The sequence below is a fragment of the Mycobacterium sp. NGS27 genome, from assembly GCF_059813005.1.
Genome location: NZ_JCALDT010000001.1, coordinates 866,416 through 888,508 on the forward strand (window position 1 = coordinate 866,416; position 22,093 = coordinate 888,508).

The 22,093-nt window shown below is 66.2% G+C and carries 26 protein-coding genes; 16 read left to right on the plus strand and 10 right to left on the minus strand.

What is annotated here, in order from left to right:
* Positions 1-87 precede the first annotated feature (87 nt).
* On the minus strand, positions 88-801 hold the full coding sequence (locus AC5Y30_RS03830; protein WP_499916435.1) for an MBL fold metallo-hydrolase: 714 nt from the start codon (positions 799-801) through the stop codon (positions 88-90).
* 104 nt (positions 802-905) lie between these two features.
* On the opposite strand from AC5Y30_RS03830, the gene AC5Y30_RS03835 reads away from it, so the two are divergent.
* From AC5Y30_RS03835 to AC5Y30_RS03855, 5 genes are all read left to right on the plus strand, one after another.
* On the plus strand, positions 906-1,220 hold the full coding sequence (locus AC5Y30_RS03835) for an ArsR/SmtB family transcription factor (RefSeq protein WP_499916437.1): 315 nt from the start codon (positions 906-908) through the stop codon (positions 1,218-1,220).
* Entirely contained in the window at positions 1,217-1,627 is a 411-nt protein-coding gene (locus AC5Y30_RS03840) for an SRPBCC family protein (RefSeq protein WP_499916439.1), read from the plus strand. The genes AC5Y30_RS03835 and AC5Y30_RS03840 overlap by 4 nt, the downstream gene beginning before the upstream one ends.
* A 50-nt stretch (positions 1,628-1,677) precedes the next feature.
* On the plus strand, positions 1,678-2,124 hold the full coding sequence (locus AC5Y30_RS03845) for an SRPBCC family protein (protein ID WP_499916441.1): 447 nt from the start codon (positions 1,678-1,680) through the stop codon (positions 2,122-2,124).
* Positions 2,125-2,189: 65 nt separating this feature from the next.
* Positions 2,190-2,798 carry a YbhB/YbcL family Raf kinase inhibitor-like protein gene (locus AC5Y30_RS03850; protein ID WP_499916443.1) on the plus strand — a complete coding sequence of 203 codons (609 nt, stop codon included), beginning with the start codon at positions 2,190-2,192 and terminating at the stop codon, positions 2,796-2,798.
* A 17-nt stretch (positions 2,799-2,815) separates the two neighbouring features.
* Positions 2,816-3,667, plus strand: a complete 852-nt coding sequence (locus tag AC5Y30_RS03855) for an alpha/beta fold hydrolase (protein WP_499916445.1) — start codon at positions 2,816-2,818, stop codon at positions 3,665-3,667.
* Position 3,668: 1 nt separating this feature from the next.
* Here the strand turns inward: AC5Y30_RS03855 and AC5Y30_RS03860 are convergent, their stop codons facing one another.
* Entirely contained in the window at positions 3,669-5,237 is a 1,569-nt protein-coding gene (locus tag AC5Y30_RS03860) for a phytoene desaturase family protein (RefSeq protein WP_499916447.1), read from the minus strand.
* Positions 5,238-5,348: 111 nt separating this feature from the next.
* Between AC5Y30_RS03860 and AC5Y30_RS03865 the strand changes: the two genes are divergently transcribed.
* The gene (locus AC5Y30_RS03865) at positions 5,349-5,948 is read left to right on the plus strand and encodes a TetR/AcrR family transcriptional regulator (RefSeq protein ID WP_499916449.1); all 600 of its coding nucleotides are present in this window, start codon (positions 5,349-5,351) and stop codon (positions 5,946-5,948) included.
* A gap of 26 nt (positions 5,949-5,974) precedes the next feature.
* Here AC5Y30_RS03865 and AC5Y30_RS03870 read toward each other — a convergent pair whose 3' ends face one another.
* Positions 5,975-6,844: a LysR family transcriptional regulator gene (locus AC5Y30_RS03870; protein ID WP_499916451.1), complete on the minus strand. Its 870-nt coding sequence runs from the start codon at positions 6,842-6,844 to the stop codon at positions 5,975-5,977.
* Between the two features lie 106 nt (positions 6,845-6,950).
* On the opposite strand from AC5Y30_RS03870, the gene AC5Y30_RS03875 reads away from it, so the two are divergent.
* From AC5Y30_RS03875 to AC5Y30_RS03905, 7 genes are all read left to right on the plus strand, one after another.
* Positions 6,951-7,343 (plus strand): tautomerase family protein, encoded by a 393-nt coding sequence (locus AC5Y30_RS03875; RefSeq protein WP_499916453.1) that lies wholly within the window; start codon positions 6,951-6,953, stop codon positions 7,341-7,343.
* An 8-nt stretch (positions 7,344-7,351) separates the two neighbouring features.
* Entirely contained in the window at positions 7,352-8,320 is a 969-nt protein-coding gene (locus AC5Y30_RS03880) for an NAD(P)H-dependent flavin oxidoreductase (protein ID WP_499916784.1), read from the plus strand.
* Between the two features lie 144 nt (positions 8,321-8,464).
* Positions 8,465-8,947, plus strand: a complete 483-nt coding sequence (locus AC5Y30_RS03885; protein WP_499916455.1) for a carboxymuconolactone decarboxylase family protein — start codon at positions 8,465-8,467, stop codon at positions 8,945-8,947.
* A 21-nt stretch (positions 8,948-8,968) separates the two neighbouring features.
* Positions 8,969-9,610 carry a nitroreductase family protein gene (locus AC5Y30_RS03890; protein WP_499916457.1) on the plus strand — a complete coding sequence of 214 codons (642 nt, stop codon included), beginning with the start codon at positions 8,969-8,971 and terminating at the stop codon, positions 9,608-9,610.
* Positions 9,610-10,104, plus strand: a complete 495-nt coding sequence (locus tag AC5Y30_RS03895) for an SRPBCC family protein (RefSeq protein WP_499916458.1) — start codon at positions 9,610-9,612, stop codon at positions 10,102-10,104. Before AC5Y30_RS03890 ends, AC5Y30_RS03895 begins: the two co-directional genes overlap by 1 nt.
* Positions 10,105-10,172: 68 nt before the next feature.
* On the plus strand, positions 10,173-10,832 hold the full coding sequence (locus tag AC5Y30_RS03900) for an Rv1352/Rv1906c domain-containing protein (RefSeq protein ID WP_499916459.1): 660 nt from the start codon (positions 10,173-10,175) through the stop codon (positions 10,830-10,832).
* 63 nt (positions 10,833-10,895) lie between these two features.
* Complete coding sequence (locus AC5Y30_RS03905) at positions 10,896-11,858, plus strand: FAD-dependent oxidoreductase (protein ID WP_499916461.1); 963 nt, start codon at positions 10,896-10,898, stop codon at positions 11,856-11,858.
* Positions 11,859-11,860: 2 nt separating this feature from the next.
* Here AC5Y30_RS03905 and AC5Y30_RS03910 read toward each other — a convergent pair whose 3' ends face one another.
* A complete protein-coding gene (locus tag AC5Y30_RS03910) occupies positions 11,861-12,250 on the minus strand; it encodes a phage holin family protein (protein ID WP_499916463.1) in 390 nt (129 codons plus the stop codon).
* Between the two features lie 49 nt (positions 12,251-12,299).
* Complete coding sequence (locus AC5Y30_RS03915) at positions 12,300-13,367, minus strand: amidohydrolase family protein (RefSeq protein WP_499916465.1); 1,068 nt, start codon at positions 13,365-13,367, stop codon at positions 12,300-12,302.
* Between AC5Y30_RS03915 and AC5Y30_RS03920 the strand changes: the two genes are divergently transcribed.
* Positions 13,366-14,718, plus strand: coding sequence for an MFS transporter (locus AC5Y30_RS03920; protein ID WP_499916467.1), 1,353 nt, complete (start codon positions 13,366-13,368; stop codon positions 14,716-14,718). The two genes, AC5Y30_RS03915 and AC5Y30_RS03920, sit on opposite strands and share 2 nt — an antisense overlap.
* A gap of 59 nt (positions 14,719-14,777) precedes the next feature.
* Here the strand turns inward: AC5Y30_RS03920 and AC5Y30_RS03925 are convergent, their stop codons facing one another.
* From AC5Y30_RS03925 to AC5Y30_RS03935, 3 genes are all read right to left on the minus strand, one after another.
* The gene (locus AC5Y30_RS03925; RefSeq protein ID WP_499916786.1) at positions 14,778-15,767 is read right to left on the minus strand and encodes an IS481 family transposase; all 990 of its coding nucleotides are present in this window, start codon (positions 15,765-15,767) and stop codon (positions 14,778-14,780) included.
* Between the two features lie 136 nt (positions 15,768-15,903).
* The gene (locus AC5Y30_RS03930; RefSeq protein ID WP_499916469.1) at positions 15,904-17,190 is read right to left on the minus strand and encodes a competence/damage-inducible protein A; all 1,287 of its coding nucleotides are present in this window, start codon (positions 17,188-17,190) and stop codon (positions 15,904-15,906) included.
* A 103-nt stretch (positions 17,191-17,293) separates the two neighbouring features.
* Positions 17,294-17,599, minus strand: a complete 306-nt coding sequence (locus AC5Y30_RS03935) for an MTH1187 family thiamine-binding protein (protein ID WP_499916471.1) — start codon at positions 17,597-17,599, stop codon at positions 17,294-17,296.
* A 51-nt stretch (positions 17,600-17,650) separates the two neighbouring features.
* Here AC5Y30_RS03935 and dtd point away from each other — a divergent pair, with 51 nt between their 5' ends.
* Together dtd and AC5Y30_RS03945 are read left to right on the plus strand one after the other, a co-directional pair.
* A complete protein-coding gene (dtd, locus tag AC5Y30_RS03940) occupies positions 17,651-18,082 on the plus strand; it encodes a D-aminoacyl-tRNA deacylase (RefSeq protein WP_499916473.1) in 432 nt (143 codons plus the stop codon).
* A gap of 63 nt (positions 18,083-18,145) precedes the next feature.
* On the plus strand, positions 18,146-19,057 hold the full coding sequence (locus AC5Y30_RS03945; protein ID WP_499916475.1) for a class I SAM-dependent methyltransferase: 912 nt from the start codon (positions 18,146-18,148) through the stop codon (positions 19,055-19,057).
* 4 nt (positions 19,058-19,061) lie between these two features.
* Here AC5Y30_RS03945 and AC5Y30_RS03950 read toward each other — a convergent pair whose 3' ends face one another.
* Both AC5Y30_RS03950 and AC5Y30_RS03955 read right to left on the minus strand, forming a co-directional pair.
* Entirely contained in the window at positions 19,062-20,087 is a 1,026-nt protein-coding gene (locus AC5Y30_RS03950) for an alcohol dehydrogenase catalytic domain-containing protein (RefSeq protein WP_499916477.1), read from the minus strand.
* 10 nt (positions 20,088-20,097) lie between these two features.
* Positions 20,098-22,047 (minus strand): flavin-containing monooxygenase, encoded by a 1,950-nt coding sequence (locus AC5Y30_RS03955; protein ID WP_499916479.1) that lies wholly within the window; start codon positions 22,045-22,047, stop codon positions 20,098-20,100.
* Between the last annotated feature and the right edge of the window lie 46 nt (positions 22,048-22,093).

Below are 22,093 nucleotides of genomic sequence, written 5' to 3' on the forward strand. Positions count from 1 at the left end.
AAACCTTCGGCGCATCCGGTTGCCGGGGCGCGGGGTCGCATGTGGCGTCAACACCTTGGGGCACAAGGCTTTTCGATACGGCATCGATCACGGGGCGGTAGCACGACGGGCCAGCCAGTCCCGCTGGCGACGGACGAACCCCGCATCGACGGCCTTACCATGGCCGGGGACGTAGATCGCGTCGGGGCCCCCTGCCGCCAGCAGCCGATCCAAAGTCGCGGGCCAGGCCGCGACATCGGAGTCGGCGTCGATCGCGGGATCGGCGGACTCTTCCACCAAGTCGCCGGTGAACACCACGGTCCGCTCGCCTTGATCGGTCCCGGGTGCGACCACCACCAGGTCGGAGGCGGTATGGCCATTCCCGAGGTAGGCGATCTGGACCGCCCGGTTGCCCAGGTCGACGACGGCGTCGTAAGCGCCGCGGCGCGGAGGCCGCAGTGCCGCGATCGCCGCGTCCACCTCGGCGGGGTCGGCGCCGTGACGCAACGCGTCCTCGCGGAGTTGATCGGTGGCACAGGACAGGTGTTCGGCCACCTCGGGGGCGCAGTGTATTTGCGCCCCGGTGAACGCCGACGAACCCAGCACATGGTCGAAGTGCTTGTGCGTCAAGACGATATGGCTCACCGAGCGCCTGGCAAGCAGCCGGGCGTCGGCGTCGATCGCGGCGGCCTCGCGCAAGGTGCTCCCCGTGTCGACGAGCAACGCGCCGGTACGGCCCCCCACCAGCCCGATGGTCACGTCGCAGAACGGGAGCCGGCAGCGGTGCACGGTGCCGGTGAGCCGTTCCCAGGCGAGATGCACACCAGGAACGTAGCCACCCGGGCTTCCGCTCGGCGCGCATTTCTCCGCCATGATACGTCGGAAATGGTTGACATGTCGGGAAGATCCGACATATCTTGCCGGATGTGGGTAGCGTCGATCGCGTCTTTCTCGCCTTGGCCAACCCGGTGCGGCGCGAACTGCTGGAGATCCTGTTCGACCAACCGCTCTCGGCGGGGGAACTCAGTGAACGGTTCGAGCTCAGCCGGCCCGCGGTCGCCGAGCACCTCAAAGTGCTACGCGACGCCGGGCTGGTGGCCGACCAGCCGAAGGGGCGTCATCGCATCTATCGCTTGACCGCGGAGCCGTTGGCGGAACTCGGCGACTGGTTGCATCCCTTCGAAAAGTTCTGGCGCGCCCGACTGGCCGCGCTCGCCGATGTAGCCGAGGAGCTCAAATGACCGAACGGTTCGCGACGATCCGGGTGGATCAATTCGTGGCTGCGCCACCGGCTGCGGTGTGGCGATCACTGACCGAACCCGCGCTGCTGAGGCAGTGGTGGGCCGAGGGTGAAGTGGCCGCGGTGGTGGGCCACCGGTTCACCCTCGACATGCCGGGCTTTGGCAAGCAGCCGTGCACGGTGCTCGAGGTCGACCCGCCGCACCTGTTCGCCTACACGTTCACCGCCGCCTGGACGCTGACCTGGCGGCTGGAAGCCGAGGGAAATGGCACGCGAGTGTTCTTGGAACACAGCGGGTTTGACCTCGACGACCATCGCATGACGCGGGCGTTCGAGCGCATGGGGCCGGGATGGCGCGACGTCGTCCTCCCCCGCCTTGCGGCGCTTGGTGCTCGACCGACTCCCTGACGCGCGGCGCGCCGGGTTTCGGTGCGCATCGCACCGGCTATCTCCCCGGGATGGCTATCACCGATTCCCGCGAAGTCGTCATCGAGGCGACGCCCGACCAAATCATGGACGTGCTGTTCGACATCGAGACGTTGCCCGCGTGGTCGTCGGCGCACAAGGAGGTCGAAGTGCTCGAACGCGACGATCAGAACCACCCGACCCGATCCAGGCAGGTCGTCAAGCTCGTCGGCGTCAGCGATGAACAGGAACTGGCATACACCGTCTACGACGACGGCGTCGGCTGGACCCTGGTCAGCTCCAAACAGCAACGCGCGCAAGAGGGTCGCTACACGCTGACCCCCGAGGGGGACTCCACCAAGGTCCACTTTGAACTGACCGTCGATCTAGTGGTGCCGGTTCCGGGATTCCTGGTCAAGAAGGGCGCCAAAAGCCTGATGGACACCGCCACCGAGGGACTGCGCAAGCGGGTGCTCGAGGTCGAAAAGCGCGGCAGGTAGCGCGCCCCGAATCGCGGTGAAATCGGGACCTTCCCGACCGCGGGCGCGCGAGTCAGACTGTTCTTATGAATTCGACTTGGGCGGGCACATATCACGGGGGCGCGGCGGTGCTGGGTGCGCTGGCGCTGCTGGGGGCCCTGGTCGGCTGCGGCGGCGACGGGCATAGCCACCCGACGACCTCGTCGGCTCCGAAGGTGACGACCCTCGGGAGAACGGCGCCGAACGCGCCTGCGGACGGACCGTTGGCGATCAGCAGCCCGGCTTTCGCCGACGGTGCGCCGATTCCGGTGCAATACACCTGCAGAGGCGCCGACATCGCGCCGCCATTGGCGTGGTCGGCACCGTCGGGTGGCGCCCTCGTCGTCGACGACCCCGATGCCGTTAACGGCCTGTACGTGCACTGGGTCGTCATCGGAATCGCACCGGGCGGCGGCAGCACGGCCGACGGACAGGCTCCGGCGGGGGCGACCGTCCTGCCGAATACGGCCGGCCAGGCCGGGTACAAAGGCCCCTGTCCCCCAGCGGGAACCGGCACGCATCATTACCGGTTCACCCTCTACCAGCTGCCCAACGACTATCAGCTGCCCGGCGGCCTGGCCGGTGTTCAGGCAGCGCAGACCATCGGGGGTGCCGCGACCGCGCAAGCGCAGCTCACCGGAACCTTCGGCGGCTGAACCGGAGCGGGCCCGCCATGCCAACGCAACCGACGGTAAACGTCACGCAGGCAATACAATTCGCCCAGCTCGTCAATGCCACGTACGCGACGCCGCCCGGCGATCTGACGAACAAGGCGGGTCAGGCGCTGAGCGCCGGCGGCGTCGACTACACCGTGGTCACCACGATCTACGCCAACGATCTGGCGACCGACATGGATCCGAGTCGAGCCGACGACGAAGTATCCATCGGGCTGATCTGCCGGGAGAACACAACGGGCGACGTCGCGATCGCGATTCGCGGCACGGAAGGATGGCTGGAATGGATTCACGACGCCGACTTTCTCCAGGTGCCGTGCCCGTTCCTGGCCGGCGCCGGCAACACCGAAGACGGCTTCACCGCCATGTACGAATCCCTGAGGACCGGAGCCACGCCGGGCGCACCGACGGTGGTCGACGCGCTCGCGAAACTTCCGTCCCCGCAACCCGGCTCCGTGACGATCTGCGGGCACAGCCTCGGCGGGGCCCTCGCGACACTGCTCGCCCTTGACGTCGCCGCCAACACAACTTTCATCGACCCGGTCGTTTACACCTACGGCAGCCCACGCACCGGCGACTCCCTGTTTGCGGCCACCTTCGACCAGGTGGTCAAAGACTCCTGGCGCGTCGCAAACCGCCTGGACATCGTCCCTGCGCTGCCCCCGCCGCTGGACTACGAGCATGTGCTCAATCCGGTCGAGCTCATCCCCGTCCGCTTGGTTCCGTGGCCGCCGAAGACATTGGTCAAATACACGGTGTCATGCGAACATTCGCTCGCGACCTACCTGTACCTGCTGTCCCTGCAATCCGGCGGCCCCGAGCTTCCCCTCGAAGCCGCCTGCAAACCCTGACTCAGGCCATGTCGTCGAGCGCCTGATAGGCGGCGTTGTAGCCGGGAGTGAAGGTGATGCCCGGTCCGCCATGGCATCCGGCGCCGGCGAGATAAAGGCCGTCGATCCCGATGGGCATATCAAGGAAGCCCTTCGGGCCGGGCCGGTTGGGGCCCATCAGGTCGGGGTGCAGCAACCCGTGGCAGAAGTCGCCCGAGGGCGCGCCGAACATGGTGTTCATGTGATACGGCGCGAACGTGATGTGGCGTATCACGATGTCCTTGAAGTTCGGCGCCAGTCGAGTGATCTTGTCGATAACCCGTTGCGCCATTTCATTTTTGAGATGCCCGTGCTGATCTCGGTTGACCTCGACCGGGAAGGCGTAGGCAAAGACGCTCGCCGCGTGCTTGCCGGGCGGCGCCAGGGCGGGATCGTGCACCGATGGGATCTGCATTCCCATCGACGGGTTGTCCGGAACGATGCCCCGCCGGCAGTTCTCCCAGTGCAGCTGTTGGGATTCGGGTGACCCGAAGATTCCCACCGACTGTTGCATGCCCTCGTCGTTGAGGAACTCGTACGGCGGAGCGAATTCGGGCAGCCCGTCGAGGGCGAAGTGAATCTGGACGAACGATGCCCGGTGGTCGCGGCCGGAGATCCGCGAGATTACCTGCGCTGAAACGTGTTCGGGTGCGATCAGTTCGGCGAGCGTGATATCGGGCGACAGATTGGACACCACGATCGGCGCCGAGATCGTCGACCCGTCTCGCAGCCGCACTCCGGTCACCTTGTCGCGCACGACGAGGATCTCCTCCGCCTTGGTCCGGAACCGGATCTCGCCCCCGTGGGCGATGAAGAGCTCACGCAGATGTTCGGTGAGCGCGCCGATGCCCCCCTTGAGCTTGGTCATCATCGCGGTGCTGCCGTCGGGTACCGCCAACGCAAACGCCAAACAGGTTGCGCTGCCCGGCGTGTACGGCCCGCGGTAAGTCGAGTTCACGGCCAGGAAAGCCAGCATCCCGCGCATCACTGCGTGCTTGTCTTTGTCGGGCAGGTAGCGGTCGATCACGTCCATGGCCGAGCCGAACAGCATCTCGTGGATCGCCCGGCGTTCCTCGTCGTTGGCCGCGCAGGCATACATCTCGTCGAGAGTCTTGGGCGGCCGGCGGACGTCGAAGCGGCCCAGCGCTTTTGCCGGTCCCTGACTCCAGCCGATCAGTTCGGCCATGCCGGTGACCGCTTCCAGCCCGTGCTTTTCGCTCAGGTGTGTCATCAGCCGCATCGGGTCGCGGTAGAAGATCATCGGCTCTTCGCCATGCTCGCCGATGTTGGTTGACATCACGTCGGGCTCCACCGCCGGTAGCGTGTCCAGTCCGAGGTCCTTGCTGAGTCGGCTCGCCATCGGAAACTGCACCGAACCGGCGATCTCGTACCGGAAGCCGTCGATCAATTCGACCGTCGCGGCCATGCCGCCCGCGTAGCTGTTGGCTTCCAGGCACACGGTGCGCAGGCCCGCGCGTTGCAGAATCGCCGCGGCGGTCAGCCCGTTGTGTCCGGCGCCCACCACGATGGCGTCGTAATCGGTATCGCCCATGATCTTGACCCTCGCCTCAATCGGGTACCCGCGAGCCAAGGATATGTCAGTACTGACGCAATTGGAAGACGTCAGTCGTGCCCACCCACCTGGGATACGATCACCGCTGAGATGAGGGCCCCGGGCAACCGTCATGAACAGCGACGACGATCGACGCATGAGGCACTTCGCCGAGCGGCGCTGAAGAGCTTCGCCCACAAGGGGTTTGCCAACGTCACCGTCACGGAGCTGGCCCGGGAGGCCGGTGTCACCGAGCGCACGTTCTTCCGGCATTTCCCGACCAAGGAAGCCGTGCTTTTTCAGGACTACGAGACGCAATTGGAATGGCTCACCGAGGCGCTTGCCCACCGACCGGCCTCGGAATCGCTGTTCGATGCGGTGCTGGCAGCCGTTGCCGCCTTCCCGCACGACCTCGAAGTGGTGCGCCAAGCCGCGACCGCTCGCGCCGAGCTGATCAGCGCCGAGCGGATCGCCGGTCACCTGCGGGTGGTGCAGTCCTCGTTCGCCCGCGTGCTCACCGATTTCGTCAGAGGACGGAATCCGGATATGGCGAACATCGATCTAGCCGCCGAGGTCGCAGGCTCTGTGGTCGCCGCGGCTCTCGTTGCCGCAGTGGAGAATTGGGGCCGTGGCGGTTGTTCGGGCGACTTGGGCGCAGACGTGACCGCGAGTCTGGATCTGGTGCGCTCCGGTCTGGCGCCGCTCGCCTGACGGCGTGCGCGTCTCGCGCGAGTACATCACAGGCCGGTGGCGGTGTCGACGGCCGCGCCGATGAAGCGGCGAAGTACGGGACTGTTGGCCCGCTTCAGAAACACCAGGACAACGGGAATGTCGGGAGCGCCCCGCAGCGCGACGAATCGCACGCCCGGGTGGATGCTGCGCCTGATGGCGACGTCTGGGATGACTCCGACACCCCGGTCGGCCGCGACGGATTCGATCCATTCATCGAAATTGGTTGTCTCGACGATGGTTTCGGGGCCAGCGCCCGCGGGCCACGACCAGGGGCCGGTAGTGCCGCTGGTGGTGTTGACGACGAGCGGCCAGCGTGGCACCTCGGACCAGTCGAGCTCTGCCCGCTTCGCAAGGGGTGAATGAACGGAACACACCGCCACTCGTGGCTCGTCGAAAAGGTGCACGATTCGGACGGCGGTCGACGTCACGTGCCCGCGCACCACGGCGACGTCGACCCTCCCCTGCTGGACCGCACCGAGCGCGTCGTCGGTGCGGATCAGGTTGACGGTAGTCCGGGCGGCACGTTCGAATGCCGCGACGGTGTCCTGCGCCCATGGGTCGGGCAACAGCCAGCTGAACCCCAGGCGGATGCTCGCCTGTTGCCGGACGGCGTCGACACCGCTGCCCAACTCGGCGAGCACCCGTTCGACGTACCCGAGGAAAACCCGGCCGGCCTGTGTGGTCGCCACGTGCCGCGAGCTGCGGTCCAGCAGCGTCGCCTCGAGCGCCTTCTCGAGCTGCTGGACGGTGCGACTCAGCGCGGGCTGGGTGATGCTCAGTTCCTTGGCGGCTTGCGTGAATGATGCGAGGCGTGCCACCGCTTCGAATGCGCGCAGATGACGCAACTCGACCCGGCCCGCCTGCACCACGTCCATGCCTGATGAGCATAAATGCTTCACAGAAGGCATTTCACGCGGGATTCCCGCGGGCCTGGCGTCGGTTGCAATGGGGGCGCAACCCGCGCTGTACCTAGGAGGAAAGATGCCGCTGTTGTATGTCGACCTCATCGAGGGTCGTACACCGGTCGAGGTTCGCGCTCTGCTGGACGCGATCCACGAGGCGGTTGTCGAAGCGTTCGGCGTTCCGGAGCGGGACCGCTATCAAGTGGTGCGCACCCACCCGGCCCACGAGATCGTCACGCTGGATACCGGTCTCGGCATCGAGCGCTCAGCCCGCCAGGTGGTCTTGCACATGGTGAGCCGGCGACGTCCGCGCGAACTCAAGCAGAAATTCTATGAACTGCTGGCCTTCCGCCTCGCCGACCGGTGCCGGCTCGACCCGGCCGACCTGATCGTTTCGGTCACCGAGAACGACGACGAGGACTGGTCTTTCGGCCACGGTAGGGCGCAGTTCCTGACCGGTGAGCTCACGTGAGCGCCGCGATGGGTTTGACGACACGCCTCACCGAACTGTTCGGGATCGAGCAGCCGATTCTGCTCGCACCGATGGCGTTGATCTCCGGGGGCCGGCTCGCGGCGGCGGTGACGCAGGCGGGCGGCCTGGGCCTCATCGGCGGGGGCTATCCCGACGCCGAATGGCTGCGATCCCAGATCGACCGGGCTCAGGGCGCCCGAGTCGGATACGGCTTCATTACCTGGAGCCTCGCCCAAAACCCAGGGGTCCTCGACATCGCACTGGACCAGCGGCCGGCGGCGGTGATGCTGTCGTTCGGCGAATTGCAGCCGTTCGCCGACCGCATCCACGCTGCCGGCGTTCCGCTTATCGCGCAGGTGCAAACCCTCGATCAGGCGCGCGGCGCCTTGGCTGCCGGGGCGGAGGTCATCGTCGCGCAGGGCGGCGAGGCAGGCGGCCACGGAATGAGCGTGCGGTCGACCTTCACCTTGGTGCCCGAGGTCGTCGACTTCGTCACCGAACGTTCGCCCGACACGTTGGTGGTAGCGGCAGGCGGCGTCGGCGACGGTCGTGGGTTGGCGGCTGCGCTGGCGCTGGGCGCCGACGGCGTGGTCGTGGGAACCAGGTTCTGGGCGTCGCCGGAAGCGCTGGTGTCACCGCGGGCGCAGGATCGCGCAGTGGCGGCAGGCGGAGACGACACCGTGCGTACCCGCGTCTATGACCTTGTGCGCCGCCTCGATTGGCCCGCCGGATACAACGCGCGGGCGCTGGAAAACGCCTTCCTGGACACGTGGCAGGGCAACGAGGCCGAGCTGTCCGCGCGGCTGCCCGAAGCCATCGCTTCCTACGAGAAGGCCGTCGCCGCAGAGGATTTCGACACCGCTGCGATATTGGTCGGCGAAGGGGTGGGACGCGTACGCGAAGTCCGTCCCGCCGCTGACATCGTCGCCGACATGGTCAGCGAAGCGGCGCACATCCTGAATCGGGCGCGACGCTGAGTTGGTGAAGGGAATGTTCCGCGGTGCGCAACAACTGGCTTTCCCATTGATCGCGAAACTTCCGCGCCTCGAACATGTAGCTGCGTGGCGCCGGATCTGGTTTGCTCAGCTCAGTACGTCTCTTCACCCGGCAGGAGTTCGCTGATGGCCCGTCTCAATGTGCCGGACGGCCCGGGCGGCGAAGCCGCCATGATCTGGATGCTACGGCCGCAACTCGGTGACATGGTCGAACGCATGATCCGCGGCGCGTACCAGCAGAGCATCCTGCCCGTCGACGAGCGTGAGCTGGCCAGGATGCGCATCGCTCAGATCAACGATTGCGTTGCGTGCTCGGATTTCCGCGCCCGATCTGTGCTCGATGCCGGGGTGGCGTCAGAGCTCTACGACAACGTCGCCGCGTACGCCACCTACCCGGGATACAGTCCGCGCCAACGCCTTTGCATCGAGTACGCCGAACGCTTCGCCACCGATCACGCCTCCCTCAACGACGAGTTCTTTCAACGACTTCGGCGGGAATTCACGGACGAGGAGATCCTGGATCTCACGCTGTGCGTCGCGGTCTTCCTTGGCCTCGGGCGCTCGTTGAGCGTGCTGGGCGTCGACCAGTCGTGCGCCATCGACCTCTGATCATCCATCCGGAAGGAACACATGGACATCGCCACCGTCGACGAACTGTTGAGCACGACGCGCTCGGTTCGCAAACGCCTCGATCTGACCCGCCCGGTGGGTCGCGAGGTGATCGTGGAGTGCATTCAGCTGGCGATGCAAGCCCCGACGGCCAGCAATACCCAGGACTGGCGGTGGCTGGTGATCACCGATGCGGACAAGCGGGCCGCCATCGCCGAGATCTACCGCAGCATCGGCGCGCAATACCTGGCGTACGCGGCCGACAACGCGACCGACGCGCAGACGAAGCGGGTGTACCAGAGCGCGATGAGCCTGACCGAGACGCTGGCCGACGTGCCTGTGCACGTCATCCCTTGCCTCAATCAGCGCATCGACACGGCCGAACCCGGCATCGCCGCGGCGGCCTGGGCGTCGATCATCCCGGCGGGCTGGAGCTTTCTGCTGGCGTTGCGCTCCCGCGGCCTGGGATCGGTGTGGACGACGATGCATCTGTTCAAGGAGCGAGAGGTCGCCGAACTGCTCGGCATTCCGCCGACCGTCACGCAGGCCGCGCTCTTTCCGGTCGCGTACACCATCGGCACCGACTTCCGGCCGGCCAAGCGGCCGCCCGCGGAGACCATCACGTTCTGGAACAGTTGGGTACCGGCTGACGGAGAAAGCTGATGCAGTCCTACACCGTGCGATTCCACGTCGATGCGCCGCCGAAACGGGTCTGGCGGGTGCTGCATCCGCCGGTGCCGCCGGACGCGCCCAGGCCGCGGGTTCTCGAGTGGCCGACGGGCAGCATGAAAATCCTCAACGAGGGCAACGAAGCCGGCGAGGGTCTGGTCCGCACCTGCGTCTTTCCGGTCCCTAAGTACCTGCTGTCCGGCGGCAGGGCGCGCTCGTGGGAGACGGTGACCGAGGCCGAGCTCAACAAGCTGTCGCGGTACACCGCGGTCGGTGCCCCGCTGTGGTCCCGCGCCGAGGGCTATCACCAGCTCGAAGAGCAACCCGACGGCACCACGGTGCTGACGTTCCACGAGACCTATCACGCCTACAACCCGGTGCTGCGCTTCTTCCTGGAACGCCCCGTGCACGCGAAGATTTCCCGGGACAATCTCGAGACCTACGAGCACGCGCTCAGTCATGCGGGCAGGGTGCGGCGGCTCCCCTAGGCCTTCTTTGCGGCTCGGCGATGTCGCAACGGTGAATTAGGTGCATGATCCCGGTACCCTCGATCTCTATGGGTGGAGTACCTACCGCGGCACGGTTGGTTGCTGCGAGCCTGATGGTCGCGGGCTGGATCGCGTCCACGGTGGTTGCCAGCGCCGATCCGGACGACACACCGGGACCGGCACCCGGGCCGGGCCCGGGGTCACCGGCACCGGCCGCTGCGCCGTCCCCGGGGGCGCCGCCGCCTGCGCCGGCAGGGCCGAAAACGTCCATCGACAAGGACGGCATCTACGCGGTGGGTAGTGACATCGCGCCCGGCATCTACAGCTCTGGCGGCCCCGCCGGCGATGGCACCTGCTACTGGAAGCGGACCAATCCGGACGGCGGCATCATCGACAACGCCATGTCCAAAAAACCGCAGGTCGTCCAGATCGATCCGGGTGACAAAGCGTTCAAGACTTCCGGCTGCCAGCCCTGGCAGCTGACGCCGGGTGCCGCTCTGCCCGCGACCTCACCGCCCGCGGGTGTGCAGGGCACGCTCGGAATCCTCAATAGTTTGCTTGGTGGGGGCGCCCAGCGGGCACCATCGGCCTCTCCGGCTCCGCAGGCGCCGGCGGTGTCTCCGGCTCCGCAGGCGCCGGCGGTGTCTCCGGCTCCGCAGGCGCCGGCTGGGTCTCGGGCGCCGCAAGCGCCGACCGCTCCTGCGACCTCGCAAGCGGCACATTCCTGACCGTCCTCGCTGACGGTCGACGCCGACGACCCGCGGCGGGCCTGTTTTCGCTACCGTGGCGCCGTGGCACATGCGCGGACAATTGTCGTCGTCGGTGCCGGCGTCAGCGGATTGACGTCGGCCATCTGTCTGGCCGAGGCGGGTCGGCCGGTGCGGGTCTGGGCGGCCGCGACGCTGAAGCAGACCACCTCGGCGGTGGCCGGCGCTGTCTGGGCTCCCCCACGGCCGGCCGAGCGCGCGGCCGAAACGCTGGGCTGGACCGAACACTCGCTGCGAGTGTTCACCGATCTCGCCGCGGACCCAGACTCCGGAGTGCAGCTGGCACCCGCGCTGGCCGTCGGTGAGCTGACCGCGAGCGAGGCGATGTCTTCGGCGGCGTCGCTGATCCCCGATCTGCGGCCGGCCGATCAGGCCGACATTCCCGACGGCTTTGATACCGGGTTTCGCGCGACCGTGCCGATGATCGACATGCCGCGCTACCTCGACTACCTGACTCGGCGGCTCGCAGCGGCCGGCTGCGAAGTCGAGGAGCGTCCGGTGCAATCGCTGTCCGAGGCCGCCGACGCCGCTGAAATCGTCGTCAATTGCGCCGGCCTCGCCGCGGGCGCGCTGAGCGGTGACGACACCGTGCGGCCGCTGTTCGGCCAACACGTGGTGCTCACCAATCCCGGTCTGCGGCAACTGTTTCTGGAACTCAACACCGGGCCGCAATGGACCTGTTACTTCCCCCATCCGCAGCGGGTGGTCTGCGGCGGCATCAGCATTCCCGGCCGCTGGGACACCACCGCCGAACCCGAGGTCACCGAGCGAATCCTGCAGCGCTGCCGTCGCATCGAGCCGCGACTCAATGACGCCGAGGTGATCGAGGTCATCACCGGACTGCGCCCCGACCGGCCGTCGGTACGGGTGGAAGCCGAACCGCTGGGGCGATCGCGGTGCATCCACAATTACGGCCACGGCGGCAACGGCGTCACGTTGTCCTGGGGTTGCGCGCGCGACGTGGTGCGCCTGGTTGACGGCGCCTGACGTCAGGCGCCGGTACGCCGAATCACCAAGGACAGCAACCAACTAACGATCGACAGCACGATCGCGGCCCAGATCGCGGTCCACCAGAAGTGATCGATGTGCAGTCCCCAATGCGTGGTGTGTTCGGTGATCCGCGCGGTGATCCAGAGCATCAGCGCGTTGACGACGACGTGGAACAGGCCGAGCGTCAGAATGTAGAGCGGGATCGACAAGATCTGGACGATCGGCTTGATGAACGCGTTGACCAAACCGAAGATCACCGCGACGACGAAGATGATGCCGACCCGCTCCAGCTTCGTGTCGCCGCCCACGAAGCTCAGGCCGTGCACGAACAGAGTGACGATCCACAGCGCGAGTCCGGTCAATGCGGCGCGCAACAGAAAAGGGCCCATGTCCTCAGATCCTGCCAGCCGGCAGTCCGAGGCGTAAGCGGAAGCTCGCTCAGTTCAGGTTGTAGAAGCGCTGTGCGTTCAAGCCGCCGATCTTCTCCCTGGAGGCCTCGCTGATATCGCTTCTCGTACGCAGGTGCTTGGTGCTCTCCGGCCACTCACCGTCCCAGTGCGGGTAATCACTGGCGAACATGATGAAGTCGTCGCCCAGCACGTCGATCACCCCCGGCAGGATCGGTTCCTCCGGCTCGCACGTCACCCAGATGTTGCCCGCGGCCAGATAGTCGTGCGGATCGCGACGCCAGCCGCCCTGGACCCAGTCGCCGCGCTTCTCGTAATGCTCGTGCAGCCGATCCATGAAGAACGGCACCCAACCCGCGCCCGCCTCGAGGAACGCGACTCGCAACTGCGGGTGCCGCTCGAAGACGCCGCCGGAGACCATCGCGGTCATCGCCGTCATCTGGTCGAACGGAAAGCTGATGCAGTGCACCTGGATGTAATTCGTGAAGCGATCCACACCGATCTTGGGCAGATGGATGCCGGGGGCGCCGTGCACGCCCAACGGCATGCCGAGTTCGACGGCGGCGGCGTAGAAGGGGTCGAGATCGGGATGGTCGAGGTTGCGGTCCTTGAGGGCCGGCGGCACCAAAGTCGCAATCAGCCCAAGCTCTTTGGCTTCGGCCATCACGTCGATAGCCGCTTGGCCGTGCTCGATCGGTGTCACGGCGACGCCGCGCAATCGCCCTCCCGCCGAGGCGCAGTAGTCCGCGATCCACTGGTTGTACAGGCGCGAGAATCCCGCGGCGAATTCCGGATCCTCGAGACTGGGCGCGCACAGCCCCATGCTCGGATAGAGGACCATCGTGTCGATGTGATCGCGATCCGCGTCGCCCAGCACGCCCTCGGGTGAACGGCAATTGATATCGGGCGCCTTGCTGATCCCGTGCTCGGGCGGGCAACCCGCACCCGGGCCGGTGTCCTCGGGGTAGTTGCGGCCTTCGAGCGTCAATCCCGGCCGCCCGTCCGTGCTGAACTTGACGTGCTGCGGCCATCGCTTGATCGCTTCGATTGCCAGCGAGGAATTCTCGGCTACGTGTCCGTCGGCGTCGATGATCCGCATGTATCCGGAACTTACTCCCGGAGTCCACATGGTGGAACAAGTCGCGTTATCGCACCGCGTAAGCCACGATGCTGACGTGACCACACAACGTCCCCGAACGAAGTTGACCGCCGATCAGCGGAACTCCTTCATCGCGGCACTATTGGGCTGGACGATGGACGCCTTCGACTACTTCATCGTGGTGCTCGTCTACGCCGACATCGCCAAGACGTTCCACCACAGCAAGGCCGAAGTCGCGTTCGTCACGACGGCCACCCTGATCATGCGTCCCGTCGGCGCGCTGCTTTTCGGGCTGTGGGCCGACCGCGTCGGCAGGCGGCTGCCCCTGATGGTTGATGTCATGTTCTATTCCGTGGTGGGTTTCCTGTGCGCCTTCGCACCGAACTTCACCGTGCTGGTCATCCTGCGGCTGCTGTACGGCATCGGGATGGGCGGCGAGTGGGGGCTGGGCGCCGCGCTCGCCATGGAAAAGGTCCCGGTGGAGCGACGCGGGTTCTTCTCCGGACTGCTGCAGGAGGGTTACGCATTCGGCTACCTGCTGGCGAGCGTCGCCTCGCTGGTGGTGATCGACTGGCTGGGGTTGTCGTGGCGGTGGCTGTTCGGCCTGAGCATCGTGCCCGCCCTGATCAGCCTGGTCATCCGCTACCGGGTGCAGGAGTCCGAGGTGTGGGAGGCCGCGCAGGATCAGATGAAGCTCACCAGCACCCGAATCCGCGACGTCCTGCGCAACGGCGCGATCATCCGGCGGTTCGTCTACCTGGCGTTGCTGATGACCGCCTTCAACTGGATGAGCCATGGCACGCAGGACGTCTACCCCACCTTCCTGGGCGCGCACGCCAACCACGGCGCCAACCTGGCCAGCACGACGGTCAAGTGGATCGTGGTGGTCTACAACGTCGGCGCCATCGTCGGCGGCCTGGTCTTCGGCACGCTGTCGCAGCGATTCAGCCGCCGCTACACCGTCGTCTTCTGCGCGGTCCTGGCGCTGCCGATCATCCCGCTCTTCGCGTATTCGCGCAGCGCGGCGATGCTGTGCCTGGGCTCGTTTTTGATGCAGTTGTTCGTGCAGGGCGCGTGGGGCGTGATTCCCGCCCACCTCACCGAGATGTCCCCGGATGCCATCCGCGGCCTCTACCCCGGGGTGACCTATCAACTCGGAAACTTGTTGGCGGCATTCAATTTGCCGATCCAGGAACGCCTCGCCGAATCACACGGCTACCCGTTCGCGCTGGCGGCGACGATCGTACCGGTGCTCATCACGGTCGCGGTGCTGACGCTGATCGGCAAGGACGCCACCGGGGTGCGTTTCGGCACGACCGAAAGCGCCTTCCTGGCAAGCGAAGTGACGTGAGCTGGTCCCCTGCGTTGCCGAGCGTCACGCCAGCGTGGCTCCCGGCCGCCGCCGCCACGCTAGCTGTAATGCCCAGGCAGGTTGGTCAACCGTGTGATGGGTGGGACCTTGCCTATTGCTGAGTGTTGCCGGTGGTGATTGTAGGCGTGGAGCCATGCGGGTAGGGCTGATCGGCGAGTGAGTTCATTGGGGTAATGGCGTGCAAATGCCCATTCGGCTGCCATTGAGCGGTGGAATCGTTCGATCTTGCCGTTGGTCTGGGGACGATATGGCCGGGTCCGCTTGTGCTTGATCTGCAGTTGGGCGCATGCCTCGCGCCAGGCGCGAGATTTGTAGCAGCCGCCGTCGTCTGAGAGCACGCGTTCGACGTCGATGCCTCGCGCGTTAAACCAGCTCACCGCACGTTGCAGGACCCCAATGGCGATGTCGGCGGTTTCGTTGTCGTGAATTTCGGCGTAGGCCACCCGCGAGTAGTCATCGATGACGGTGTGGACGAATGCGTGCCCAAGATGGGGTTGGCGGCGACGGTGTGTGATGCCGGGAGTGACCATTCGATTCTTGCGGCCTTGAGCGCGGCCCACGAAGCGCCACCCACCTCCTGTGGGGATGTTGCCTAACTTTTTGACGTCCACATGCAATAACGCACCGGGACGGTCATGTTCGTACCGCCGAATTTGTTCGCCGGTGCGGATGTCAATGTGCGACAACCGATTCAATCGACACCGCACCAGCACAGCGTGCACCGTGGAGGCCGGTATCGACAGGCGCGAGGCGATCGCCAACGGTGACAGCCGATGCCGCCATCGCAACACCACGATGCGGCGCACCATGGCTGGATGCGTGCGATGAGGAATGCGGTGGGGCCGGCTTGATCGGTCCGTCATACCGACCGCACCCATCGCGGCATAGCGCGATGCCCACCGCTTGGCCGTTGGCCAGGAGACATGGAAGTGCTCGGCCGCACGCGCAATCGGCCAACCTTCATCAACGACACGACGGGCCAACAGCAACCGGCCCCGGGGAGTCAAAACAGCATTAGCGTGGACCACGAAGGCCTCCTGATCGATGCAGTGAAGTGGTAGCAGCTCCACTCCACGTCAGGAGGCCTTCACCCACCAACGACCGCTACAGCGTGTCGTCACACTCCCTCAACCAACCTGCCTGGGCATTACAGCTAGCGTGACGCTATTCGGTGTTGCCTAGTAGGCGGCGCAACAGGTGCATGGCCACGGTGGTCGAGCGCTCCCGGATATCCGAGCGGTTGCCGGGAAGCCGCAGCGTGCGGGTATCGGAGCGGCCGTCGGCCGTGACGCTGAAACAGACTGTGCCCACCGGCTTTTCCTCCGTCCCCCCGCCCGGGCCGGCGATCCCGGTGATCGCGACCGCAGTGTCGGCCCCGAAGCGCTGCAGCGCCCCCGCGGCCATCGCCTCGGCCACCGGTTCGGACACCGCGCCGTGCTCTTCGATCAGCGCCGGGTCAACGCCGAGCAGCTCCGCCTTCGCCTCGTTCGAGTAGGACACGACACCCCCGGCCACATAGTCCGACGAGCCGGGCCGGTCGGTCAGCCGCGCCGCGAGCAGGCCCGCGGTGCAGGACTCGGCCGTCGCGATCCGGTGGCCGGCCAGAAGCTGCGCGACCAGATCGTCGACGCGCGAACCGTCCTCGGAATACAACTGATGCCCGTGCCTCTCCCGAAGCAGCTTGACCAGCCGCGCATACGCGTCGGCGGCCTCCGGCTCATAACGGGTGACCATCTCGATCTCCCCGCGCCGCAGGCAGGTGGTGATCTCGAGTTGCCCGAAGCCGGGCACGGCCTGTCCCGCCTCGCGAAGCGTTTCGGCCAGCCCCGACTCCGGCAACCCGAACATCCGCAGCATCTCCTGCCGGTAAACGGTCCGGCCGGCGATCGCGTCCTGCGCCGCGGGCGTCTCGATGGCCGTATGCCACATCGGCTGCAACTCGCGCGGCGGACCGGGCAACACGATCACCGCCGGATTGCCCGGCACGACGACGCCGGGAGCGGTCCCCACCGGGTCGAGCACCTGCGCTCCGGCCGGCACCATGGCCTGCTTGCGATTGGCGGCCCGCAGCGACTCGAAAGTGCCGGGGTCCAAAGCGGATTGGAATGCGGGGTTGCGCGCCATCAACTTCTTGAGGATGTTGGCGATCTTCTCCTCGACCTCGGCGTCCAACACCAACTCGCGTTCGCAGAACCGGGCCACCACCTCGACGGTCATGTCGTCGGCTGTCGGACCCAAGCCGCCGCTGGTGACGATCAGGTCCACACCCTGATCGGCGAGGAACCGAAGCTGCGCTTCGATGTCCGCGGGCCGGTCGCCGCAGATCGTGATGTGAGCCAACTCTACGCCCAGCTCCAGGAGGCGGTCGGCGATCCAGGGGCCGTTCGCATCCTGGACCCGTCCGGTGAGGACCTCTGTTCCGGTGACAACGATGCCTGCGCGTGCGCTCACCGCCCCGAGCCTACTGGCAGTGTCACCCTTGCCGGGCCGCCTCCCCAGCCGGTTGAAGCCGCGATTTCAGCGACGCCCAGCCGTTTCGATCGGCGCTGCGAAGCTAGCTCTCGGCGAGGTAGCGCTCGACGGTGGCGACCTTCTGCGTCATCGCGTCGCTGGTTCCGGCGCGCCAATCCGCCTTGATCACCGTGCTGACCCTGGGCGCGCGGGCGGCCACCGCCTCGACCGCGCGCTGCACCACGGCCATCACCTCCGCCCAGGTTTCGCCCTCGATCACGGTGAACATCGCATCCGTCTTGTTGGGCAGCCCGGAATCGCGAACCACTCGGACCGCTTCGGCGACAATCTCGCCGACGCCGTCGCCCACCCCCATCGGGGTGACGGAAAACGCGACGAGCACGGACACCCAACGAGCGTACCCAACCTCGACAGCGCCAATCTGGCACCATCGACGCCCATGCGGGTATTGGTGCAGCGGGTCTCGTCGGCAACGGTCTCGGTCGCGGGCGCTGTGGTCGGCGCCATCCGTCCCGAAGGCCAGGGGCTGGTGGCATTTGTCGGCGTCACCCACAGCGACGATCGCGAAAAGGCGCAACGGATCGCCGAAAAGCTCTGGCAGTTAAGAATTCTCGCCGATGAGCGCTCCGCTTCCGATGTCAATGCTCCCGTTCTGGTCGTCAGTCAGTTCACGTTGTACGCCGACACCGCCAAGGGCCGCCGCCCATCATGGAATGCGGCCGCGCCAGGCGGGGTCGCCGAGCCTCTGGTGGCGGAGTTCGCCGAGGCGCTGCGGCAACTCGGCGCCGAAGTGCAGACCGGTGTGTTCGGCGCGAACATGCAAGTCGAATTGGTGAACGACGGCCCGGTCACGGTTCTGCTGGAGCTCTGAAATCAACTCGGCGGGTACCGTGGAAAGGTCGGCTTCAGCTCCGAGTCGCCGGGAGGGGCAACCATGAACACGACACCCGAATTCGGGTCGCTCCGTTCCGACGACGACACCTGGGACATCGTCAGCAGCGTCGGATATACCGCGCTGCTGGTGGCGGGATGGCGTGCGCTGCATGCCGTGAGCCCGCAGCCATTGGTGCGGGACGAATACGCGAAAGTGTTCATCGAAGCGTCGCGGGACCCGTATTTGGCGGGGGTGCTTGCCAATCCGGGTACCACCGACGACGAGACGGCGTTTCCCCGCCTGTACGGCGTTCAGACCCGCTTCTTCGACGACTTCTTCGACACCGCGGGTGCGGCGGGCATCCGGCAGGCGGTGATCGTGGCCGCCGGGCTGGATTCGCGGGCGTATCGGCTTGCGTGGCCAGATGGCACAAGGGTCTTCGAGGTCGATCTTCCGAAGGTCCTGGAATTCAAGGGTCGGGTCCTCGCAGAACACGGCGCTAACCCTAAGGCCCACCGGATCGAGGTCGGCGCCGATTTGCGCACCGACTGGTCGCGGCCCTTGGAAGCGGCCGGGTTCGACGTGGAGAGTCCGAGCGCCTGGTCGGTGGAAGGGGTGCTGCCCTACCTGACCGACGAGGCACAACACGCGCTCTTCACCCGGATCAGCGGGCTCAGCGCACCCGGCAGCCGGATCGCCATCGGTGCGCTGGGATCGCGACTCGACCACGACCAGCTCAACGCTTTGGAGACGAATCACCCAGGGGTCAATATGTCGGGCAACGTGGACTTTTCGGCGCTGACATACGAACCGCGGTCGGATCCGGCGGAGTGGCTCACGGCCCATGCGTGGGCCGTCGAACCCGTGCGCAACACGCTCGATCTGCAAGCCGGGTACGGCATGACGCCGCCGGAGGTCGATGTGAAGATCGACAGTTTCATGCGGTCGCAATACATCACGGCGACCAGTTGACGGGCTAGGGCTTCAGCAGAATCTTCACATCGTCGCCGGATCGTGACTCCGCGGTGGCGTAGCCCTTGGCCGCTTCGTCCAAAGGCATTGCGGTGGTGAAGATGCCGTCGACGTCGAGGCGGCCCGACTGCAGTAGCGGAATCAATTCCGGCCACGTGCGCTGCACCGGCGCAGTGGTGAATCGCATCGTCGTGCTGCGGATCAGGCAGCCCAGCGCGTTGAGCGGGAACGGATTCATGTCGTGCACACCGACGACCGAGACGGTGCCGCCGGGCCGTACCGCGTTGAGCGCCTCGGTCAGGGAGGCATTTGTGGCGACGGCGTCGATGACCGCGTCCGCGCCACGGCCACCGGTGGCGGCGAGAATGGCCTCGAGCGCCGGGGCTTTCAGGGGTGTCGCACCCCATTTGGCGGCGCGCTCCAGCCGGCCATCGACCTGGTCGACGGCGAAAACCGTTGCCGCGCCGTGGAACAGCGCGCTGCGCAGTGAGCACAGGCCAACCGCGCCCAGGCCGATCACGGCCACTGTGCCGCCGAATGGGATATCGGCCCGCTGCGCCGCGGCCCAGCCGGTGGCCAGGTTGTCGGTGAGCAGCAGCGCCTGCTCGGTGCTGATTCCCTCGGGCATCTTGCGCAGCTGGAAATCCGCGGCGGGCACCGCGAGCAGGTCGGCCTGCGCGCCGCCGAGCACACCGCCGCCGAAGATCTGGAAGCCGGAGTGGCACATCACCGGATCGCGGGTCGCGCATCCGGCGCATGCGCCGCAGCCGGTCACCGACGACACCAGGACCTCGTCGCCGACTTTGACGTTGCGCACTTCCGGCCCGGCTTCGACGACGGTGCCGATGGCTTCGTGGCCGAGCGCGATCGGGTCGGGCATCGGAAAGTCGGCCTCGTAGAAGTGCAGGTCGGATCCGCAGATACCGGCGGCGGTCACCGCGACGACCGCCCCATTGGGTCCGGGCAGGGCCGGATCGGCGCGGGTGTCGACCCGGACGTTGCGCGGCCCATCGACGACTACAGTCCGCATTTCGGTTTGCTCACTTCCCTTGTCGCGCTGAATCTTTCGTTCGCACTACGAACTGTGACCAATCGGGCTCGCGCACCGCGGACCAGTATTCGTTGAGACGCCATGGGCTCACGGTGTGGATCTCCCCGTCGGCATTCTTGAAATACGAGTGCTTGACGGCCGGATGTGACCACACCATCTTCTTGATCTGCGTCTGGGTCCGCCGGTGCCACTCGGTGGCGGCTTCCGGCTTGGGTTCGAGGGAATGCACGTTGGTTTCGGCCAGTCGCGCCAGGCACTGGTCGACATAGCGCATCTGCAGTTCGGACTGGAAGATGAGGCTGCCGCCGTGGGCCAGGTGTGTTCCCGGCCCGTAGACGATGAAGAAGTTCGGGAATTCCGGGACGGTGATCCCGAGGTAGGCATACGGCCTGCTCCCCCACATCTCGTGCAGGTCGGTGCCGTTTCGTCCGGTGACTTTCAGCGGCCACAGCACGTCGGTGTGCCGAAACCCGGTGGCATACACGATGACGTCGACGTCATGGGTCACGCCGTCAACGGTGGCGATGCCCTGCGGCGTGATCTTCTCGATGGCCGTGCGCACCAAATCGACATTGTCGCGCTGCAGCGTTTGTAGCCAGCTGCCGTTGTCCTGCAGCGTTCGTTTGCCGCACGCGGGATAGTCGGGCATCACCTTGGCCAACAGGTCGGCATCTTCGGTGACCTGGCTGGTGATCCATCGCGAAAACATCAGGTGCGCGGCGGCATTGATGTCGCTGACGGCGTGATCCTGGTCGGCGTAGCCGGGGTCCCCTTCGGCGGCGTCCAGACCTTTGTCCGAGCCGGGCCACAGCACCAGGAAGCGGTACCACCTGCCATAGAACGGAAGGTGGCGCATCGCCCAGCGCACACCGTCGGCGACCTCGTCGTGATACATCGGGTTGGGAAACATCCACTGCGCGGTCCGCTGGAACACCGTGAGGTGCTCGACCTCATCGGCGATCGCCGGAGCGATTTGGAAACCACTGGCGCCCGCGCCGACAAGTGCGACCCGCTTGCCTTTCAGGTCTACCGAATGATCCCAGGCAGCCGAGTGAAAAGCCGGTCCCTGGAAGGTGTCGGCTCCGTCAAAACCGGGAAGGTTGGGACGGTTCAGTTGGCCCACCGCGGTGATGAGCGCGCGGGCCTGCACGACGGTCGTTTGGCCGTCGGCAGAGCGCAGCGAAACACTCCACGTACCGGCGTCGTCGTTCCATTCGGCAGCGAGAACCTCGGTGCGCCAACGCATGTGCCCAGCCAGGCCGTGTTTGTCGATGACCTTGGTGAAATAGTCCTGCAGCTCGTATTGCTCGGCGAAGAAGTGCGTCCAGTCGTTGTTGGGTTCGAAGCTGTAGCAGTAGAAGTGGTTGGCCACATCCACCCGTGCGCCGGGATACGTGTTCTCCCACCAAGTTCCGCCGGGGCCCGCGTTCTTCTCCACGATGGTGAAGGGAATGTTGGCCTGCTTGAGACGGACGCCGGCCAGGATGCCGGATTCGCCACACCCGACGACCAGGACCGGAAGCTCAGCGGCGCGCTCGGGCGGCAACGCGACGGGGCGCCGCAGGTCGACGCCGCCCAGGTCCAGCTCTTCGATGACCAGCGACAGATAGTCGTCCGGAACGTGCTCGCACGCCGCCCAATCCATCATTTCCCTGATGAGTTCGGGGCTCAGCGGCTGCGGTTCGGGGCAACCGCGGTCCCGGTACTCGACGATGGCCGATAGGGCCTCGCTGCGGGCCCGCGCCTTGTCCTCCTCCGACATGAACCCCTGGACCTCGTTGAGGAAGATGCCCATTTGCTTGAAGTCGCGGATGAACCGTGGGTCGCCGGTGATATGGACAAGCGAGAGCAACAGCGTGGGGATGCTGACATCCTCGAGCGCGGCGGCGATCTCGGCGGTGGATGTGGTGAAGGGATCGCCGGCGTAACGGCTGCGCATCTGATCCTCTCGGTGGCTTGTACCCAATTACGCTACGCATCGTTTC

What these genes read in the sequence shown, in the direction of transcription:
- AC5Y30_RS03860 (WP_499916447.1), bottom strand. Translation starts at nt 5,237, where the DNA reads ATGGGCGATACCGATTACGACGCCATCGTGGTGGGCGCCGGACACAAC.
- dtd (WP_499916473.1), top strand. Translation starts at nt 17,651, where the DNA reads ATGCGGGTATTGGTGCAGCGGGTCTCGTCGGCAACGGTCTCGGTCGCG.
- AC5Y30_RS03850 (WP_499916443.1), top strand. Translation starts at nt 2,190, where the DNA reads ATGAATTCGACTTGGGCGGGCACATATCACGGGGGCGCGGCGGTGCTG.
- AC5Y30_RS03895 (WP_499916458.1), top strand. Translation starts at nt 9,610, where the DNA reads ATGCAGTCCTACACCGTGCGATTCCACGTCGATGCGCCGCCGAAACGG.
- AC5Y30_RS03845 (WP_499916441.1), top strand. Translation starts at nt 1,678, where the DNA reads ATGGCTATCACCGATTCCCGCGAAGTCGTCATCGAGGCGACGCCCGAC.
- AC5Y30_RS03910 (WP_499916463.1), bottom strand. Translation starts at nt 12,250, where the DNA reads ATGGGCCCTTTTCTGTTGCGCGCCGCATTGACCGGACTCGCGCTGTGG.
- AC5Y30_RS03950 (WP_499916477.1), bottom strand. Translation starts at nt 20,087, where the DNA reads ATGCGGACTGTAGTCGTCGATGGGCCGCGCAACGTCCGGGTCGACACC.
- AC5Y30_RS03915 (WP_499916465.1), bottom strand. Translation starts at nt 13,367, where the DNA reads ATGCGGATCATCGACGCCGACGGACACGTAGCCGAGAATTCCTCGCTG.
- AC5Y30_RS03870 (WP_499916451.1), bottom strand. Translation starts at nt 6,844, where the DNA reads ATGGACGTGGTGCAGGCGGGCCGGGTCGAGTTGCGTCATCTGCGCGCA.
- AC5Y30_RS03890 (WP_499916457.1), top strand. Translation starts at nt 8,969, where the DNA reads ATGGACATCGCCACCGTCGACGAACTGTTGAGCACGACGCGCTCGGTT.
- AC5Y30_RS03920 (WP_499916467.1), top strand. Translation starts at nt 13,366, where the DNA reads ATGTATCCGGAACTTACTCCCGGAGTCCACATGGTGGAACAAGTCGCG.
- AC5Y30_RS03880 (WP_499916784.1), top strand. Translation starts at nt 7,352, where the DNA reads ATGGGTTTGACGACACGCCTCACCGAACTGTTCGGGATCGAGCAGCCG.
- AC5Y30_RS03840 (WP_499916439.1), top strand. Translation starts at nt 1,217, where the DNA reads ATGACCGAACGGTTCGCGACGATCCGGGTGGATCAATTCGTGGCTGCG.
- AC5Y30_RS03865 (WP_499916449.1), top strand. Translation starts at nt 5,349, where the DNA reads ATGAGGGCCCCGGGCAACCGTCATGAACAGCGACGACGATCGACGCAT.
- AC5Y30_RS03885 (WP_499916455.1), top strand. Translation starts at nt 8,465, where the DNA reads ATGGCCCGTCTCAATGTGCCGGACGGCCCGGGCGGCGAAGCCGCCATG.
- AC5Y30_RS03875 (WP_499916453.1), top strand. Translation starts at nt 6,951, where the DNA reads ATGCCGCTGTTGTATGTCGACCTCATCGAGGGTCGTACACCGGTCGAG.
- AC5Y30_RS03945 (WP_499916475.1), top strand. Translation starts at nt 18,146, where the DNA reads ATGAACACGACACCCGAATTCGGGTCGCTCCGTTCCGACGACGACACC.
- AC5Y30_RS03900 (WP_499916459.1), top strand. Translation starts at nt 10,173, where the DNA reads ATGGGTGGAGTACCTACCGCGGCACGGTTGGTTGCTGCGAGCCTGATG.
- AC5Y30_RS03955 (WP_499916479.1), bottom strand. Translation starts at nt 22,047, where the DNA reads ATGCGCAGCCGTTACGCCGGCGATCCCTTCACCACATCCACCGCCGAG.
- AC5Y30_RS03855 (WP_499916445.1), top strand. Translation starts at nt 2,816, where the DNA reads ATGCCAACGCAACCGACGGTAAACGTCACGCAGGCAATACAATTCGCC.